Source organism: Candidatus Sulfurimonas marisnigri, from assembly GCF_015265475.1.
GTDB lineage: Bacteria > Campylobacterota > Campylobacteria > Campylobacterales > Sulfurimonadaceae > Sulfurimonas > Sulfurimonas marisnigri.
Genome location: NZ_CP054493.1, coordinates 2,222,783 through 2,239,405 on the forward strand (window position 1 = coordinate 2,222,783; position 16,623 = coordinate 2,239,405).

A 16,623-nucleotide genomic window follows, 5' to 3' on the forward strand; every position below is an offset into this window, starting at 1 on the left:
TTTTTTACTGTTTTATAGGTTTTATATTCACTAACTTATTACGGTTAAACCATGCACTGACAATTAGTATAATTATAACAGATATCACATAATATATCCACTCAGGTACAGGAACAGGATCACCAGCAGCATATGAGTGCAATCCAGACAAGTAGTAGTTAACACCAAAGTATGTCATTATAACAGAAGAGTAAGCAACTACTGAAACAGCATTAAATGTAAAGTTTGATTTCAGTGCCGGTACAAAACGCATATGTATTACAAATACGTAGACTAAAATAGTTACCAGTGCCCAAGTCTCTTTTGGATCCCATCCCCAGTAGCGACCCCAAGACTCATTAGCCCAAACACCGCCTAAAAAATTTCCAACTGTAAGAAGTGAAAGTCCAACAATCATAGACATCTCACTAATACGCGTTGCTTCGAGTATATTTACACTGATTTGCTCACGCTTATCTTTATTAGAGAGCATTATGTAAAATATCAGTGTCACAAAACCAAGGAGTGTACTTAGCCCAAGAAAACCGTAACTTGCCGTAATAATAGAAACATGGATTGTCAGCCAGTATGACTTAAGGACAGGAACCATTGTTGTTATCTGTGGATTTAGCCAGCTTAGATGCGCTACAAATAGAGTTATACCTGAAAAAATACCAGTAGTTGCAACTGCCAACTCTGATGAACGTGCAAACAATATTCCAGCAAGAATGATAGTCCACGAAATATAAAGCATTGCCTCGTATCCATTACTCCATGGAGCATGACCCGCGATATACCATCTTAGACCCAAGTTCATAGTATGAACAACAAACGCAACAACAAAAACTGCTAAAACAATACGTGTAACTACTTCTATATTTATATTTGGCTTTGCAAGGCGGACAAATATCAGCACCAAGAGAACTAAACCTGCAATAAGGTAGATTGGATACAGTTTATCAAAAACATTCATCTTATTGTAAAGAAGTTCTGCTTCTATCAACATAGGATCTGGGATGATTGAAGGAGAGTACTTTTTCTGATACTCTTTAATATCATCTATAGCCTTATTTGCTTCTTCCCATGTGCCTCTGTTTATGCCATTTACCAAGCCCATAGAGTTATTTCTAAGCAGAGACAGAACCTCTTTTGAAGCTTCTGGCGGAAAACTTTGAAGGGCCTCTTCTGGGTAGTACCATTTATTGTTTACATCGCCTTCAAGAGGGAAAACAGTCATAAAACGACCTGAGTAAATCATATAAGCTACATTTACTCTCTCATCAACTTTTATAAGCTCTTTATCAAACATATCCCTAGTTGCTGAACGCTTACGAAGAGCCTGTTCTGCAAGTTCACCTAACTTATATTGACCATTTCTATCAAAAGCATCTCTGTATGCAAATCTTTTTTTAGACTCATCAATACCAAGCAGTTTTTGAACTTTCGGGTGTGCTACCTTAATCATATCAATCTGTTTCCAAACATCTGGGTTAGATGCCATACCTAGCAGTATTTGATTATGAGAAAGTCCAAACATACTGTCTTTAGCAGATATTTTATTAAGCAGTTCAGTTGCAAAAGAGTCAAGTGGCTTGATTCTACCATCACGACTTTGAACCAGCAAAGTCCCATAGTGATCTGCATGTCCTGCATCAATATTTTTAACCTTCTCAATTAGTTCAGATGATGCTACAAGTGGCTGTGTACTAAAGAGTGCAAAAAGCATTAACAATGAAGCAGTCACTCCTGCTTTGTACTCATATTTACTTCGAGCAAGTTTTCCAAAACGACCATTTGGATTAAAAAAATTAAGAAACAGACCAATTGCTAAAAGTGTGTAGCCCAAATAAGTTGGCCACTTCCCAGGGTCATGATTTACAGACAAGATTGTCCCTTTTTCATCTTTATCATATGATGATTGAAAAAATAGATAACCGCCATAATCAAGAACATTATTCATGTAAATTCTGTGCTCCTGCTTAACAAGGTTTTTCTTATCTATTAAAGTTACATGACTCTCATACGATGAAGGACTCATTGAACCTGGATATTTTATCAGCTTAAAATCTCTAAGTCTAAGAGAGAATGGTAACTCGATAATCTTTGAACCCCACTCTAATGCTATTTCAGTATCAGCTATCTTGATATTTTCAGTATAACCTTTATATCGCTTTCCACTCCCCATAAGGGCAACTTCTTTATGCGTTCCGTCATACTCAACATCTACAACCAAAGCAGATAGTGATGCAAATTTCATATTCATCTTTGCTGTCGACTTATATGTAGCTTCATCAACTACAGTTACTTTGCCCTTAGCTAAAACCGCTTTAGAGACTAACTGAATACCATTAATGTTATAAAGTTTTTTCGCCTCAAAAGGGTACTCTCTGCCAACGTCATAAAGACCTTCTGAGCGGTCTGCCATCTTCATCCAGTTTATTTGCACATTTGAGACAAAAGATATTTTATCACCATTACTAATAAGACGAACTATAGGCTTGGGAACTCCTTCTGGCTCTTTATCAAAATAAACAGCCAATGGACCTAAGTCTATAAAATCACCACTTTTCAAGAAAAATTTCTCAGGACCTTGCGGTGTTGTAATAACAAAAGAGACTATTGGTACTCCACTTGGGTCTTCAACAGCAGTTTTTACAGCTTTATCTATAAACTTCTTATATTTAACTGTAATATCTTTACCATCAACATCTAGAGTTGTTTTAAATTCTCTGCCTCCAAGAGCAGAGATATAAACAATATCCTCTTCATAGTATTTCGTATTATTTTTATTTGCACTAACCTGTAAAAAAGCGTCAGAAGACAACATACGATGTTCAGTTGATCCCTCTCTTATATTCATAACACCCTCATACCCATAGTAACGAGTGATGCCTGAGCCTAGTAAAACAAATAAAAAGGCAATATGAAATATGAAGGTAGGTAATTTTTTCTTAGTATACATTTTATATTTGAAAATATTTCCAATAATACTGATACCTAAAAGTACCTGCACTGCTTCAAACCAACGTGTACTATAAACTAGTGCCCATGAAGTATTTATACCATGATCATTCTCTATAAATGTTGCAACTCCACTAGCTACTGCAAATATAAGAATCAAAACTACCATTAATTTCATCGAAATTAAAAGTGACCATATCTTTTTAATAAGTGTCATAATTTTTCCTTTATATGAATACAAAACAATAGTTTGAGTGTACCAGATACTTACCACATAATGGTTAATGCGTAATAACTTTGAAGATTTTTCGAGATGATTTATAGAGGAGAAAGTACACTTGGACACCAATGATAATGATTAATCACATTGTATCCAAAGCATATTTTTTACATTATTTGTTTCTAACACATCTAGCTATACCAGAGCCTGTCGTTTTATTCGCTGTTCCTGGATCTCCAGAATAAAAGTCTAAATATTTTACATCTGTAGTTGGTCTCTCTACTGAAGTACTACTCCAATATATATCCATTTCACCTGTTTGAAATACACTATTTAAGAATGGTGTAGTACCTTCATCACCACGATCTACTATACTTTCAAGTTCAGTTATTGTTGGAAGTCTCCAGTCTGTAAATGTGGCTAAACTCAATCCTGTACAGTAATCAACAGCACTCTGCCAGTTTGTTTTAGTATTGTAGTTATTATCTTGCCAAACGAGAGCTGTTGAATTCATATTAACTATACCTGATGGAATATCTGCTTCATCAGCACCTGCTTCGCTTCCTCTTGAACTTCTAACACATCTTACATAATCACTATTTAATTTTCCATAGTGGTTTACAGAACCATTGTTAAATCTAACATCTAATGCTCTATTGGAATCACCACTATATGTCTCAGAACTCCAAAAATATCCACTAACTATGTTTTGAAAGATACTTTCATCTTCATCAATCTCATCAGCAAGGCTTTTTAACTCATTTACATCTGGAAGATACCAATCATCATACCCGCCTAAAGTGCTATCTGCACAATATGTTTTTGCAGAACTCCATGTTTTTGTTGTTAGCACATCTGCATCATCCTGCCAGACAAGGCTTGATTCACCAAGTACAACAACTTCTTTTGTGTTATCTCTAACATTATCACCGCTTGAGTCTACTGCTGTTGTAAAAGTTCTAGTTGCCTGACTTCCCATACCATTACTTGTAGTCGCACCTACTACGCCACCATTTACATTTATTGTGTATGTATGATTATATGTTAGTGATGAGCTTGGAGTGAATGTAGCAGTGTATCCGTCATATGTAACGGTTCCGGGAATACTTGTGCTTGATTCATTTCTAAGAACAATATTTGAAGTTGACATACCACCGGCGACCATCGCTTCACTAAATCTAATGCTAATTGATGAGTCTATTAAAACACTGATTGCATCATCCTCTGGGACACTATAGCAAATAGTTGGATTTGCTGTCTGCGTACAAGCTGAAGCGACTGTAGTAAAAATTGTGTCAGACTGTGAAGCCAAACCATTAGCAGATAAATCTTGGACACCTGTTGTTACTCTAACGCTATAGACTTCATCGATAGCATAATTTGCAGTAGGGGTAAAAGTTGCTACATTGTTACTTAAAGATACCGTTCCTGCTACCACATCATTATTAGAATCTTTTACTATTATATTAGATGTGGTAATAGTAGAAGCTTTCATCTCTTCACTGAACGTTATTGTAACAGCTGAATTTAAAACTACATCTTCTTCATTATTCGCCGGAGAAATAGAGCTTATAGTAGGAGGTGTTGTCTCAGGTGCCTGTGTTGTAAAAGTTGATGTGAAAGTTGATGCAAGATTATTTGCAGAAGCATCTTGTACACCTGTCTCAACTCTTATGGTATAAGTTTTTGAAAAATCCATATATGCATCAGGTATGAATGTAGCGGTATTTCCGCTCAGACTAACACTTCCGGAGATTGGCGTAGCACCATCAAGTAACCTTATATTGGTTGTATTTATAGTTGATGCATTCATCGTTTCATTAAATGTGACTTGAACATTTCCTTTGAAGTCTACTCCGCTAGCTCCATCAGCCGGATTGGTTGAGCTGACAACCGGAGGAACACTCTCTGGTAAAACTGTACTAAAAGAAGAAGTAAAGTTCGATGCTATTGCATTGCCAAGTGCATCTTTAACCCCTGTTGTTACAGTTAATGTATATGTTGTATTATCAGCCAAATCTACACTAGGTGTAAATGTAACCGTATTTCCGCTGACGCCGACACTTCCTGTCACTCCATTATCCATTGAAATGTTTGATGTTGTCAACGTAGAAGCATCCATAGCCTCGTTGAATGTAAATACTACAGTAGTATTTTTAGCAACTAACGTTGCTCCGCTTGCAGGTGAAATAGGAGTGTTTACAGTTGGTCCTGTCTTATCAAATGTAACCGAGCTTCCATCCGTCGTAGTGCTCACTGCACTTGCAGCATTACCAGCTGTATCTCTAGCTGTTATTAAAAAAGCAATATTTCCGTTATTTGTAGCTGTAGTCATCGTGTATTTAGCTGTATAAGTTGTACCACTCACAAGTGCTATCGTTGCACTCTGCCCAGCAATAGTAGCTGTAGTCGCACCTACATCTAATGCTTCATTTGCAGTAAATGTTACAGTTATCTGATTTGTAGGTCTTGCTTTTGTACTATCGGCACTATTGTTTGATGCCATAGATACTGATGTTAGTGTTGGAGGAGTACTATCTGAAATAGTGGTGAAGTAATAATTTCTATTACTACTCAAGTTATCACCGCCACCAGATATACTTGTGGTAAATCTTATTCTATAAGTAGTACCCATTGTTAAAGAAGTAGGAAAAGTAACCGTAATATCTCTACCAGAAGAACTATAACTTAATGGAACATTCCAACATGAAGTATTGTTTGTAGTACAAGTAATATCTGCAGTTGACATCTTTACCCAACTAGCATTTGCTGTATTAGTAACCGTACTACTAGATAAACTTTGACCAGCTCTACCAACAAAAGTAGGTTGAAGCTCTATCCCTGTTGTTGGACTACCACTGCTTGTAGAAAGGCCTGGTGTAATTGATGTCCAACCAAAACTACCTCTATACTCGACATCAACTTCTACCCTATCAGGGTCAGCATTTGTCACCTCTGCCTCTTCTACAGTAATATCAACCGATGCAGGAACGTCGCCTATCGCCAGTAAAGCTGCATGTGCATTTATCTTACCGTATGCATATTGGCTATTCCAACCATTTTCATTATACGTCACATCACCAATCTTGTCTGTGCTATTTATAAGAATATGTCTTATTTGAGCAGGAGATAAATCTGGTTTTTCACTAAGTAATAGCGCTACAACTCCTGATACAATTGGTGCAGAAGCAGATGTTCCTTTTAAAAATGTATAGTTTTTGTTAACTATTCCTAAATCACTACCATTTCTACCAGTGTATCCCATCTCGTCTGTTGTAACTATACCAATATTATTTCCAGAAGGAGCCAAAATATCTATGTTTTTTCCATAGTTCGAATTTTGAGTTTTATTGTTTGTTTCACTACTTGCGCCAACACCTATAACCCAAGGAAGTTCAGACTCATCACTAATACCTTCACTATCCAAATCTTTACCTAAGTTACCAGAAGCAAATACAACTGTTATACCATCATCATAAAGCTCTTTTATCTTTACACTTACGGCTTCTGACACACTCTCAGTACCCCAACTACAACTAACTACATGTGCGCCATGTATTCTAGCATATTCAAAAGCATCTATAAGGGTTAAATCACTGTTATTTTCGCCTTCACCTATTGCTATAAGCAAAAGTTTTGCGTCAGGTGCTACCCCGACAACCCCTTTGTTATTTGCAGATGCACCAACAATTCCAGAAACTGCTGTTCCATGAGCAGATGTTAATTCGCTATCAAAAACAATACTTGAGCCTGTTTTTGCATTGTAAGTCGCTACTATATTGTCTTTTAAGTCTTCGTGTGTTGTGTTAAAACTATCATCAATCACTGCAACTAAAACACCTTGACCTCTTGTTATTTCCCAAGCTGATTTAATATTTACAGAAGCACTGCTATCTATGCCATTTGAAGTAGTAAAATTATTATTGTGATCTTCAATGTGCCATGCATATTTATAATATTCATCTGCAATCGCTTGACCTACTGTAGATATACCAGCAGCAACAAAAGCTTGAATTTCATCAAAGTCAAATAACGAAGTTTCCTCTTCCACTATTTGTGTTGCATTACTATCAACATCCGCTGGAACAATTCCACCAGCTATTATAATAGCCTCATTCATCGTAGTTCTTGCCTCAGTTTCACTAACTAAAACAATATCAAGTGCATCTTGTATTGTTGTATTAAAATCAACATTTGAAAAATTTGTATCAGCAGGTATATTTGCTTCTAAAGCAGTATCTATCACTATAACACCTGATACACTACCCGTATCCACAGACTGAAGAAGTCTTGCAAGGTTAATTGCAGCAACATTATTATTAGTAAATAAAGAGTAAGGAGTAATCGCTGTTTCTTGTGCAGATGATGTACCGATTTCAACTGAGCCTATAAAAAATGTTACACTATCCCCGATGATACATGTATACTCACCATTGGAGTTGGTTGTGCCTGTTGTTCCAGATGAACATGTATAACCCAAACCTTGAACAGGAGCATCAACAAACTGACCTGTCACAGTCCCTGAACCATCACCTTCGCCACATCCAGTTAATGAAAAAAGAATTAAAAAAGATATAATTATTGAACGTATCATCTTGCTCTCCTTAACTTAATAAAGTTTGGTTGAGCAAAAACTGTATCGCTGTCTTCATGAAGGACAGCAGCGGTTTCAAAAACATTTTCACCACCCAAAACTTTTAGTAGATATAAATCACCACCCAACTTTCTCAAAATCTCGACATTACATTTGGACAAGAGAGAGTGTATGTCAGAATGACGGCTTAGCTGAACAATTATTTTGTCATCTACTCCGACAACATTAGAATCAGCAGTTTTTTTATAGTAAACAACACCACTTTGTGACTTAGCATTTACAGCCAACTCTTCTACGAAAACCTTTTGTCCGGAATCATAAAAATACAATGATGAAGCATTCAAAAGAGAGAAAATCGAAACTAAAATAATTAAAATTTTATTCATAACAGAACCCCTTGTTATTAACTTTATCTAACTATCATACCATATTTTTCATAAAGAATCAATATTAGTTATTAATGCTAATTAAAAAATTATTTTATAACTTTTCTAAAGAGGTTTAACAGTAAGCCAAGAGTAAGTAAAACGTAACCTAAATAAATCCAAAAAATTCCAGGATTATAATTTACTGTAAAGATGGTGCTGTTTTTATTCTCAAATTTTGTCTGAAAAAGTCTGTAACCGTTATATGAAAATGGTTCATTTATACTAAGTTTTGCTTCTATATTTTTACCGCTATCAATTATATTTATATAACTAAAATAGTTCTCTACATCATTAGAACCGGGGTAATGTTTAACCTTAAAATCACTCAAATATACTTCAAAAGGGAGAGTAGTCATCTTTTTACCCCAGCGAATATTTACTTTTGTATTTTCATTAAGCCATATCTCTTTTGCATATCCACCAAAATATCTATCTTTTTCTACTAAAACAATCTCTCTCTTTATTCCACCATACTCTATCTTTGCAAGCATTACTGTGTTAGTGTTTTTAGACTTCTCTTCTTGCGGTACGGCTACTATACTTCCAATTGTAGTTGCTTCACTTGCCAAAATACCAATGCTGTCAGTTATATAGTACAAAATACCTTGAGAAAAATCATGTATGCTACTTGTGTTGTACTCTTCGCCAAAATTTGACTTAATGAGTATATTTGATTTAAAATGTTGTGATTTTTTATCATTTGCTTCTATTTTAAAATAAGGTTTAGTTTTATCTTTTGGCTCCATATTAAAAAGTAATTCAAAGTCATCAAACTGTAGCTTACCCAAATCTTCAAGGTAATATTTTTCTCTTTTAATATTATCTTTTATAATTTCAAATGCCATAGCCCCTCTTTTTGTCACATCTCCTGAGCCTTTTCTGAGAACTTCAAGCTTTGCATTATTTGAGTAGTACCCGCGTTTTATCTTAAACTCTCTACCGTCTAAATCAAAACTGCCATCAAAAGCACCATCTTTTCCCTCTTGAGAATAATCTTTTGTTTGTCCATTTTTCGTTACATGTAGACTCATAAAATAATCACCGGAGAGCATAATATTTCTACTCATACCTTTTGTAACATACAGGTCTGCTTTATAGCCGTAGTTTTTAGATAAAAAAGAACCGACTAAAATAATCAAAAAAGAGATGTGAAATAAAAACAGACCAAGCTTTTTTAACTTGTACATCTTTGCTCTAAAGATAGCTACTATTAAAAACAGAGCTAAAACACCTTGCAAAGACCAGAACCATAAAGCATCATAGATATACTCTCTTGCCATACTATGTGAAGAGCTGTTTTCTATAAACGTTCCAGTAGCAATAGACAAAGCATAAATTGCCACAAAAACAAGTGCCACTTTCATAGAAAAGAGCTTATACATTTTTTCTATCCTTGTACGAAATAGCCACTAAACCAAAGAGGCTTAAAGCACCAATATAAGCATACCAAGGTACACGAGAACCACTGTCGCTTGCATATACATGTATAGCGTCAAAAAAGTAGTTTACACCAAAATATGTCATTAAAATAGTACTAAATCCCAAAACCGACATTACAGAAAAGAGATAAACCCCGCTTCTCTTTGCAATAAATCTAAAATGGAGTATGAACATATAAACTAGTATAGAGATAAATGACCAAGCCTCTTTAGGGTCCCATGCCCAGACTCTTCCCCACGATTCATTTGCCCATACGCTTCCAAGCAGTGTACCGATTACCAAAAGAGAGAGACCAAAAATCATAGATGCTTCATTTGTTTTATAAGACTCTTTGATTTGTTTAGCTACATGTAGAGAGTTTTTAGAAAATTTAAAAAGCACAAGAGTGATAATTCCAAGCATAAAACTTAAGGCCAAAAATGCGTATGAGGCACTAATAATCGCTACATGTATAACAAGCCAGATAGATTGCAAACTTGAACTAAGTGTTGTTATTCTAGGGTCAATCCAGCTTAGATGAGCCGCAAAAAGCATAACTCCAGCCATAAATGTAGTAACTCCAAGAGCAAAGTTTGATTTCTTAGAAAATATCAACCCAACAAGCAAGATTGCCCAAGCTATAAATATCATAGATTCATAAGCATTTGTCCATGGCGCGTGAGTGCTGATGTACCATCTTAGCCCAAGATTAAAACTATACAGAGCAAAAAGTCCATATAAAATAAAATTAGCACTTTTTTCAATCAACATGTAGTTTTTTTCTCTAAGCACTTTTATAAAACTTAGAACTAATAATAAGAGTCCAACTATTATATAAAATGGATAAATTTTCTCAAATATCAAAATCTTGTTATAAAAAAGTTCAGCGTCCACTTTTTCTTTAGTTAGTAAAACCTTAGAACCATAAAGCTTTTGAAACTCAGCAATCTTTTTAACCATCTCTTTGGCTAAATCAACATCGCCACTGATTAAAGCTTTTTTATTTAAAACCAAGATTTTTTGAACGTCAAACTTTTGTGAACCACTAAATTTTTCTTCATATGTTTTTGGAGACAACCAACTGTTTTTTTCATCATTAGCCAATGGGAAGATTTTTAAATAGCCTTGAGTGTAAACATACTTAGCAACTTGAAGTTTTTCATCTATTTTTAACAGCTCTTTATCATAAGCTGTTCTTTGGCTTGCCTCTTTTTTGTTTGCCTCAGCAACTTCAAGCATCAAAGTATAAATACCATCTTTGTAAAAATCATTATAACTTTGCACTTTTGAATTGTATTCAAGCATAGGAACTTTTTTCCAAAACTCTGGAGCAAAAGTCATCCCTAAAACAACTTGATTATGATTAAGCCCAAACAACTCTTTTTTTCTTGTAAGTTTATTTAAAACATCCATATTTAGAGTGTCAAGCGGTTTCATACGGCCATCGCCGCTTTGAACACTCAAGCGGGAAAAAACCTCAGCATAACCTTTATCTAACTGGTATTTTAAAACATCATCTTTTACGAAAGAAAAAAGCATGGTTGTAAAAAATAATAAAATTAAAAAAAATCGCATCTATTTATCCTCTATAGGAGTATTAACCTCTTTTATTATCTTAATATGATTTATCTTCCAAGTGCCATCTTCCAATTGAATAAAGAAGTACCTCATATCATAGTCAGTTTTTACAGGTTCTGAGGAAACTTTTTTTCTAAATATATCTATATATCTGTATTTCCACTTCTCATGCGTGTCGAGTGTAGCAGTAATGCCATCTTGATTAAACTCACCAAACTTTATACCTAGAAGAAGGGCATCCATAAATAGATAGTTGTCCTGATAAGACTCTAGCCAAATCCAAGTCTTAAAATATATCTCTTGCGTTAGATACTCTTGTAGATGGTCAAACTTCTTTTTTTTCGCTGCTAAAAGGACTCCGTGATTATACGAAACAACAAGCTCTCTAAAAGGCTTGTTATCTACTTCACTAGCAAATATAGTGAGTGAAAAAAAAATATAAAATATAAAATATTTAGTCATGTCTCTTAAATCTTACCAACCGGTTGGCTTAGTCTCTGCTGTACCAGTTTGGTCACCAGACCTATGCTTATCACTACAGCTAGGTCCATTTGCTAATATTTGATTTGCATTCCAAGTTGCACTACCTTTTGCTATTCTAGTAAAATAAATCTTATTTCCATTGTAATTATATGGTGCTGGAAAAGTAGTCATGCCCAACAATCTTGACATAGGAGAACCATGAGGAATTGCGATATGACATCTTACACATTCCAAATTCATCTCATTTCTTTCAGTGTGATTAGGTCCACCTTGTTCTATAAAGTGACAATTTCGACAAAAGACACCTGGGTTGTTTCCACTATTATTACTACTACCAGATTTAAATAGGGTTCCTCCTGAATCAGCTGGCCAATAATTATCAGTATTTTTACCTTTTAGCATAAACTTATAACTAGAACCATGAGGACCTTTTGGGTCAGTCCCTGTCTCATCAGCTGCTCCATGACAATCACTACAGTACATAGTCTGAGTACCTTCACTTTTCCATGGATCTCTCATCTCACTATCTTGTAAAGCTTTTGGAGAATTACTTCCAGTTCTACTACCGAGTGCAACATTTACAGGGTGACCTGAGCGGTTATTGACATTAAACTCCCACGCAACATCTGTAAAATTTACATTTGCATCACTAAATGTCACATATGCTGAGTGTGCAGGACTATTTGTCATCGTATCTCCATTCGCTCCATCAGCACCTATCCCCCAATATGAGTGACACTTAAAACACACCTCATACTCATAAGTAGCAGTTTCGAGTGTTGTAAATGTTGTTGGCTGCTCCCATCTAGCTGTTGATGTAAAGGATGTTGGTCTAACTCCGCTAGCACCTTTTAACGGACCTTCATTTGCTCCATTTACTATAAGGTTTGTGCCAGCACCGTTAGTTGGGTACAAAGAACCTGGTAGTGTACGGCTAATCTCTTTTACCTGATGCTGATTATGACAGTCCATGCACTCTACATGTTGAGAACTAGTCCAATCTATACCACTTGTTGGACCTTGATCATTTGTTACACCCGCACCATAAATATAATCTAGATTTGTGTGCTTTATATTTCCATTGCTATTTCTCAATGTGAATCCATGACCGTATTGCTCACTCATAGCAGTCTCTATGTCTTTTCCACCTGATGCACCACCTGAACCGTGACATGGAGCTGTGCTTACTGTATCAGATGCTCCTTGGTAACATGTTTGCTCCTGCACTCGTCTTGTTAAATACTGGTCGTCACCTGCATTATGAGGAGTATGACAATTTACACATTTCATGTCAGATACCTTTGTACTAGCTCCATTTGAAAATTTAGTATTCACAGTTGAGTTAGTATAGGTAGCAGTTTTAACATCATGCGTGCTTCCTACAAAATTATCTTTTACATGACATGACATACATGTAGTTGCTATATTTTGTCCATGTGTCGCACCTGTATCTACTCGTAAAAACTTTCCATTCTCTTTGTGTGGGTCATGACATGAGATACACTCTACAAACTTTTGACCAGGATATCCTAGATATTCACGAAGCACTATTGGTGAATCTGGGGTAGCCTTTAGTTCATTGCCTCTAGATGCAGATTGTGAATGTGGAGCACCAGCTGACGGCATTGTCATAGTTTCCCCATATGATACTGCTACTGGATGATGCTTACCTAAATCAGTACCTATAAAAGCACTACTACCACTCAACATTGTCCCATCACCAGCAACACCACCCATAGCAATATCACTACCATTACCACTACCTGGAGCATTTGTAATAGCGCCAATAGCTACAGTTCCATCATGACAACTAAGGCATTGTCTAGATATTGTTCCTGGTTCTCCATTTGCACTTCCTAATACTGATGGCATTGGATACCCTGTTCTTCTCAAATAATCACTATCATACATAGTATAAGCACTAGCAGGCATACTTCTGTTCCATAGTGGGGCTCCAACAGGTTCTGCTCCATGTGGGGTATGACAAAAAACACAAATTTCCGTTTCTGACGTAGCTTTTACTGTTCCTCCAGTGTTACTAACGGAAAGATTATGTTTTGTGTTTACAATTCCAGCAAAAAGAGAGACTGATGCAAAAAATGATATTCCTATAACAAATAATTTAATAAACCTCATTTCAACCCCTCTCTATTTAGATATATTCAGGCGTTTAAACATCTGAACTCTTTTATTATTTGTATCGCTAATGTATATTTTATCATTTTCTGATATAGATATATTAACAGGCAAAGAAAACTCACCAGCTCTATTGCCATATCTACCTAAAACAAGCAGTAATTCACCTTTTTGATTAAAAATCTGTATAGCATTAAAGAGTGTATCACTCACATAAATATTTTCATCACTATCAACTGCTATACCTCTTGGATTTACAAAACTACCTATCTTTTCCCCTACATTACCAAATGAACTTATGTAGTTTCCATCTTTATCAAGTATTTGCACACGATGATTTAAAGAATCTGTAACATATAGTTTGCCATTTTTACCAATTGCAATATATGTTGGTCTATTAAATTCTCCAGCCTTTTTTCCAAAATTACCTATAGAAAAAAGGAACTTGCCGTTAGTATTCATTACATGTATTTGGCTAGATACTGCGTCTACAATATATAAGTTTTTATTCTCTGGGTTTATGGCAACACCTACTGGTCTCTTAATCCTAACATTTTGTATAATATGCTTAAAATCTCCATCTTCTTTAAAAACAAATATTTGTGCACGAACAGAATCAGAAACATAAATATTTCCTTCATCATCAACACAAACACCAATAGGGTATAAAAATGGCTGTTTACTTGATCCCTTTATATCTATGATTTCATCATTCTCTGTGTCAAATACATAAACAGACTTTAACGAAATATCTGTTACATAGATTTTATTTTTTACAATTTTTAAACCAAAAGGTGCTAAGAGTTTAAAATTATCTTCTCCAAAAACAAAATCACTAAGCTTAGAAAAAAAACCTTTTTTTACACCTGCTTGAGCTGCTGTAGAAAATGAATCTATGTACTCTATACGAGCAGGGTCAGGCTCTTGAGGCCAATATAATCTCTCTTGTGTCCCTGCATATAAACTCATACCAATAAAAAAAACAAACATTAACTTTATAAAATTCCTCACCCCTATCTCCTTTTAAAAATTTCTTACCAATTTTGCTCGCATAATTCCTCTAGATGTATATGTATCCTTAATAGAGCCGACTGTCATTGAATACATATAATCATAAGATAATGTAAAAATTGTTTTACCAGCTACATACTTCATAGATGCACCACCTCCATAGGACACTTGCTTAGCAGTAAAATTATTAAGAGCTCTAGCATTTGATTGAATAGACAACTTCCTTCCTACGTATTGAAAGTTCAGAGATGAATTCGCACTAGAAATATCACTTGACACATCTTCAGTAATCAAACTATCATATGTATAACCTGCCGATGCTGATATGGTGCTTCTTAAACCTATCCTTCTATTATACGACAAATTTGAATTATTACCATAAGATACAACAGTAGTGCCTTGCTTTAGTTGATAAGATGCAACAAATTTATTTGTAAGATATCCCAAGTAAGTTTCTAAATTTACGCTTGTGCGCCATGTATCACTGCTATCTTCTTGTGATTGCATAACACGATTATATGAAGTAACAATTGTACCATTAGACCTTAGTCTTGGCAGGTTTTCTCTTAATGAAGCTCTAAGACTAAGAGTTAGTGTTTTATCTAAGCTATCTTCTTCGGCACTAGTTTGATTTTCATCAAAACGTTCTGTTGTGTTACTCACTACATTCCCAACAAGTGAACTAGTGGTAATAATATTTCTTTGGTTAAATAAATTTATAGTTTTGCTGTATGTAGTTATTAGATTGAACATTGCTCTTTTATTCATATAAATGTCGTCTTGTGTAGTAAAATAACTTGCATTTTGACCAACTAAAAGCCCTGGCAATATATTATAGCTAAACATCTGATTTAAATTTATCGTGCTAATTGAATTAGACCCTTCTGTAGGATTAGAAATATTATTATAATCATATGGGGAATAATCTGTATTAACGATATCAAGGCCAATGGAGCCTAGTATATCTTTATTTGGTTTCCAGTTTAATACAATATTTCCATAGGCCACTTTAGTTTCAAGATTGCTCACATTATTGTCAATAGTAGTACTTTGATACAATAAAGAAGTATCCAGCTTAAAACTTTGACTTGGATAATAACTATAACTAAAATCAACAACATTATCTTCGCTATCTATTGCATTAGAATTTACATTATTTGTATCTACTTTTCGAATGTTATTTAGAAATCCTAATTTAAAACTTTGTCCAGTGCCTTTATAGTTTAAATTTACGCCATATTTAGCATCAGTTTCTTTTTCAGAAGTATTGCTTGAGTTTTTCTTGTTTTTACTTTCATTAAGATAATAGTTTAATCCAAATTTACCCAGGTCTACAGAACCACCAAAATTATAATTTTCTATAGTTCTTAAATAGTATATAGAAGTACTATTAGCATCTACTCCTATTTCTATTGAAGGTTCAGTAAACTTACTGTAGCCTATACTAAATGGGACTTTCGTACTTTTTAAAAATGAAAAATCACCACCATAATTATTACTTTGTGAGCTATTATCATTTTTAATATTTGACATTGAATCATTTTGCTTTAAGTCTGAATAGTCTAAAGATCCATATACCTTATATTGTAAAATTTTTGGATGATAAACATTTCCATCGTACAATAACTTATACTTTTGTGTAAATGTTTCTTCACTGTTCTTATAGTCTTGGGTTTCACTTTGATCATCTTCATAGTTAAACTCAATATTACCACTTAAACCCTTGTCTGGATGATTTTTTGCCAGAACAACAGGTGAGCAAATTAACACAAGGCAAACAAAGGTTAAACAAAAATTCTTCATCACTTCTTGAA

The 16,623-nt window shown here is 34.7% G+C and carries 9 protein-coding genes; all 9 read right to left on the bottom strand.

Annotated features, from left to right (window positions below; genetic code table 11):
* Positions 1-4: 4 nt before the first annotated feature.
* Positions 5-3,157, bottom strand: coding sequence for a cytochrome c biogenesis protein CcsA (locus HUE87_RS11240; protein WP_194366480.1), 3,153 nt, complete (start codon positions 3,155-3,157; stop codon positions 5-7).
* Positions 3,158-3,332: 175 nt separating this feature from the next.
* Positions 3,333-7,754, bottom strand: a complete 4,422-nt coding sequence (locus HUE87_RS11245; RefSeq protein ID WP_194366481.1) for an Ig-like domain-containing protein — start codon at positions 7,752-7,754, stop codon at positions 3,333-3,335.
* Positions 7,751-8,140 (bottom strand): hypothetical protein, encoded by a 390-nt coding sequence (locus tag HUE87_RS11250; protein ID WP_194366482.1) that lies wholly within the window; start codon positions 8,138-8,140, stop codon positions 7,751-7,753. The genes HUE87_RS11245 and HUE87_RS11250 overlap by 4 nt, the downstream gene beginning before the upstream one ends.
* An 89-nt stretch (positions 8,141-8,229) precedes the next feature.
* Complete coding sequence (locus tag HUE87_RS11255) at positions 8,230-9,564, bottom strand: cytochrome c biogenesis ResB family protein (protein ID WP_194366483.1); 1,335 nt, start codon at positions 9,562-9,564, stop codon at positions 8,230-8,232.
* Positions 9,557-11,176: a cytochrome c biogenesis protein gene (locus HUE87_RS11260; protein ID WP_194366484.1), complete on the bottom strand. Its 1,620-nt coding sequence runs from the start codon at positions 11,174-11,176 to the stop codon at positions 9,557-9,559. The genes HUE87_RS11255 and HUE87_RS11260 overlap by 8 nt, the downstream gene beginning before the upstream one ends.
* Entirely contained in the window at positions 11,177-11,641 is a 465-nt protein-coding gene (locus HUE87_RS11265; RefSeq protein ID WP_194366485.1) for a hypothetical protein, read from the bottom strand. It abuts the gene before it with no gap.
* Positions 11,642-11,653: 12 nt separating this feature from the next.
* The gene (locus tag HUE87_RS11270; RefSeq protein WP_194366486.1) at positions 11,654-13,798 is read right to left on the bottom strand and encodes a cytochrome c3 family protein; all 2,145 of its coding nucleotides are present in this window, start codon (positions 13,796-13,798) and stop codon (positions 11,654-11,656) included.
* Positions 13,799-13,810: 12 nt separating this feature from the next.
* Entirely contained in the window at positions 13,811-14,788 is a 978-nt protein-coding gene (locus HUE87_RS11275; RefSeq protein ID WP_194366487.1) for a 6-bladed beta-propeller, read from the bottom strand.
* 33 nt (positions 14,789-14,821) lie between these two features.
* Positions 14,822-16,615 (bottom strand): SGT1 domain-containing protein, encoded by a 1,794-nt coding sequence (locus HUE87_RS11280; protein ID WP_194366488.1) that lies wholly within the window; start codon positions 16,613-16,615, stop codon positions 14,822-14,824.
* Positions 16,616-16,623 lie beyond the last annotated feature (8 nt).

Excerpts from the sequence above, each read along its gene's own strand:
- HUE87_RS11240 (WP_194366480.1), bottom strand. The coding sequence starts at position 3,157 with ATGACACTTATTAAAAAGATATGGTCACTTTTAATTTCGATGAAATTA.
- HUE87_RS11245 (WP_194366481.1), bottom strand. The coding sequence starts at position 7,754 with ATGATACGTTCAATAATTATATCTTTTTTAATTCTTTTTTCATTAACT.
- HUE87_RS11250 (WP_194366482.1), bottom strand. The coding sequence starts at position 8,140 with ATGAATAAAATTTTAATTATTTTAGTTTCGATTTTCTCTCTTTTGAAT.
- HUE87_RS11255 (WP_194366483.1), bottom strand. The coding sequence starts at position 9,564 with ATGTATAAGCTCTTTTCTATGAAAGTGGCACTTGTTTTTGTGGCAATT.
- HUE87_RS11260 (WP_194366484.1), bottom strand. The coding sequence starts at position 11,176 with ATGCGATTTTTTTTAATTTTATTATTTTTTACAACCATGCTTTTTTCT.
- HUE87_RS11265 (WP_194366485.1), bottom strand. The coding sequence starts at position 11,641 with ATGACTAAATATTTTATATTTTATATTTTTTTTTCACTCACTATATTT.
- HUE87_RS11270 (WP_194366486.1), bottom strand. The coding sequence starts at position 13,798 with ATGAGGTTTATTAAATTATTTGTTATAGGAATATCATTTTTTGCATCA.
- HUE87_RS11275 (WP_194366487.1), bottom strand. The coding sequence starts at position 14,788 with ATGTTTGTTTTTTTTATTGGTATGAGTTTATATGCAGGGACACAAGAG.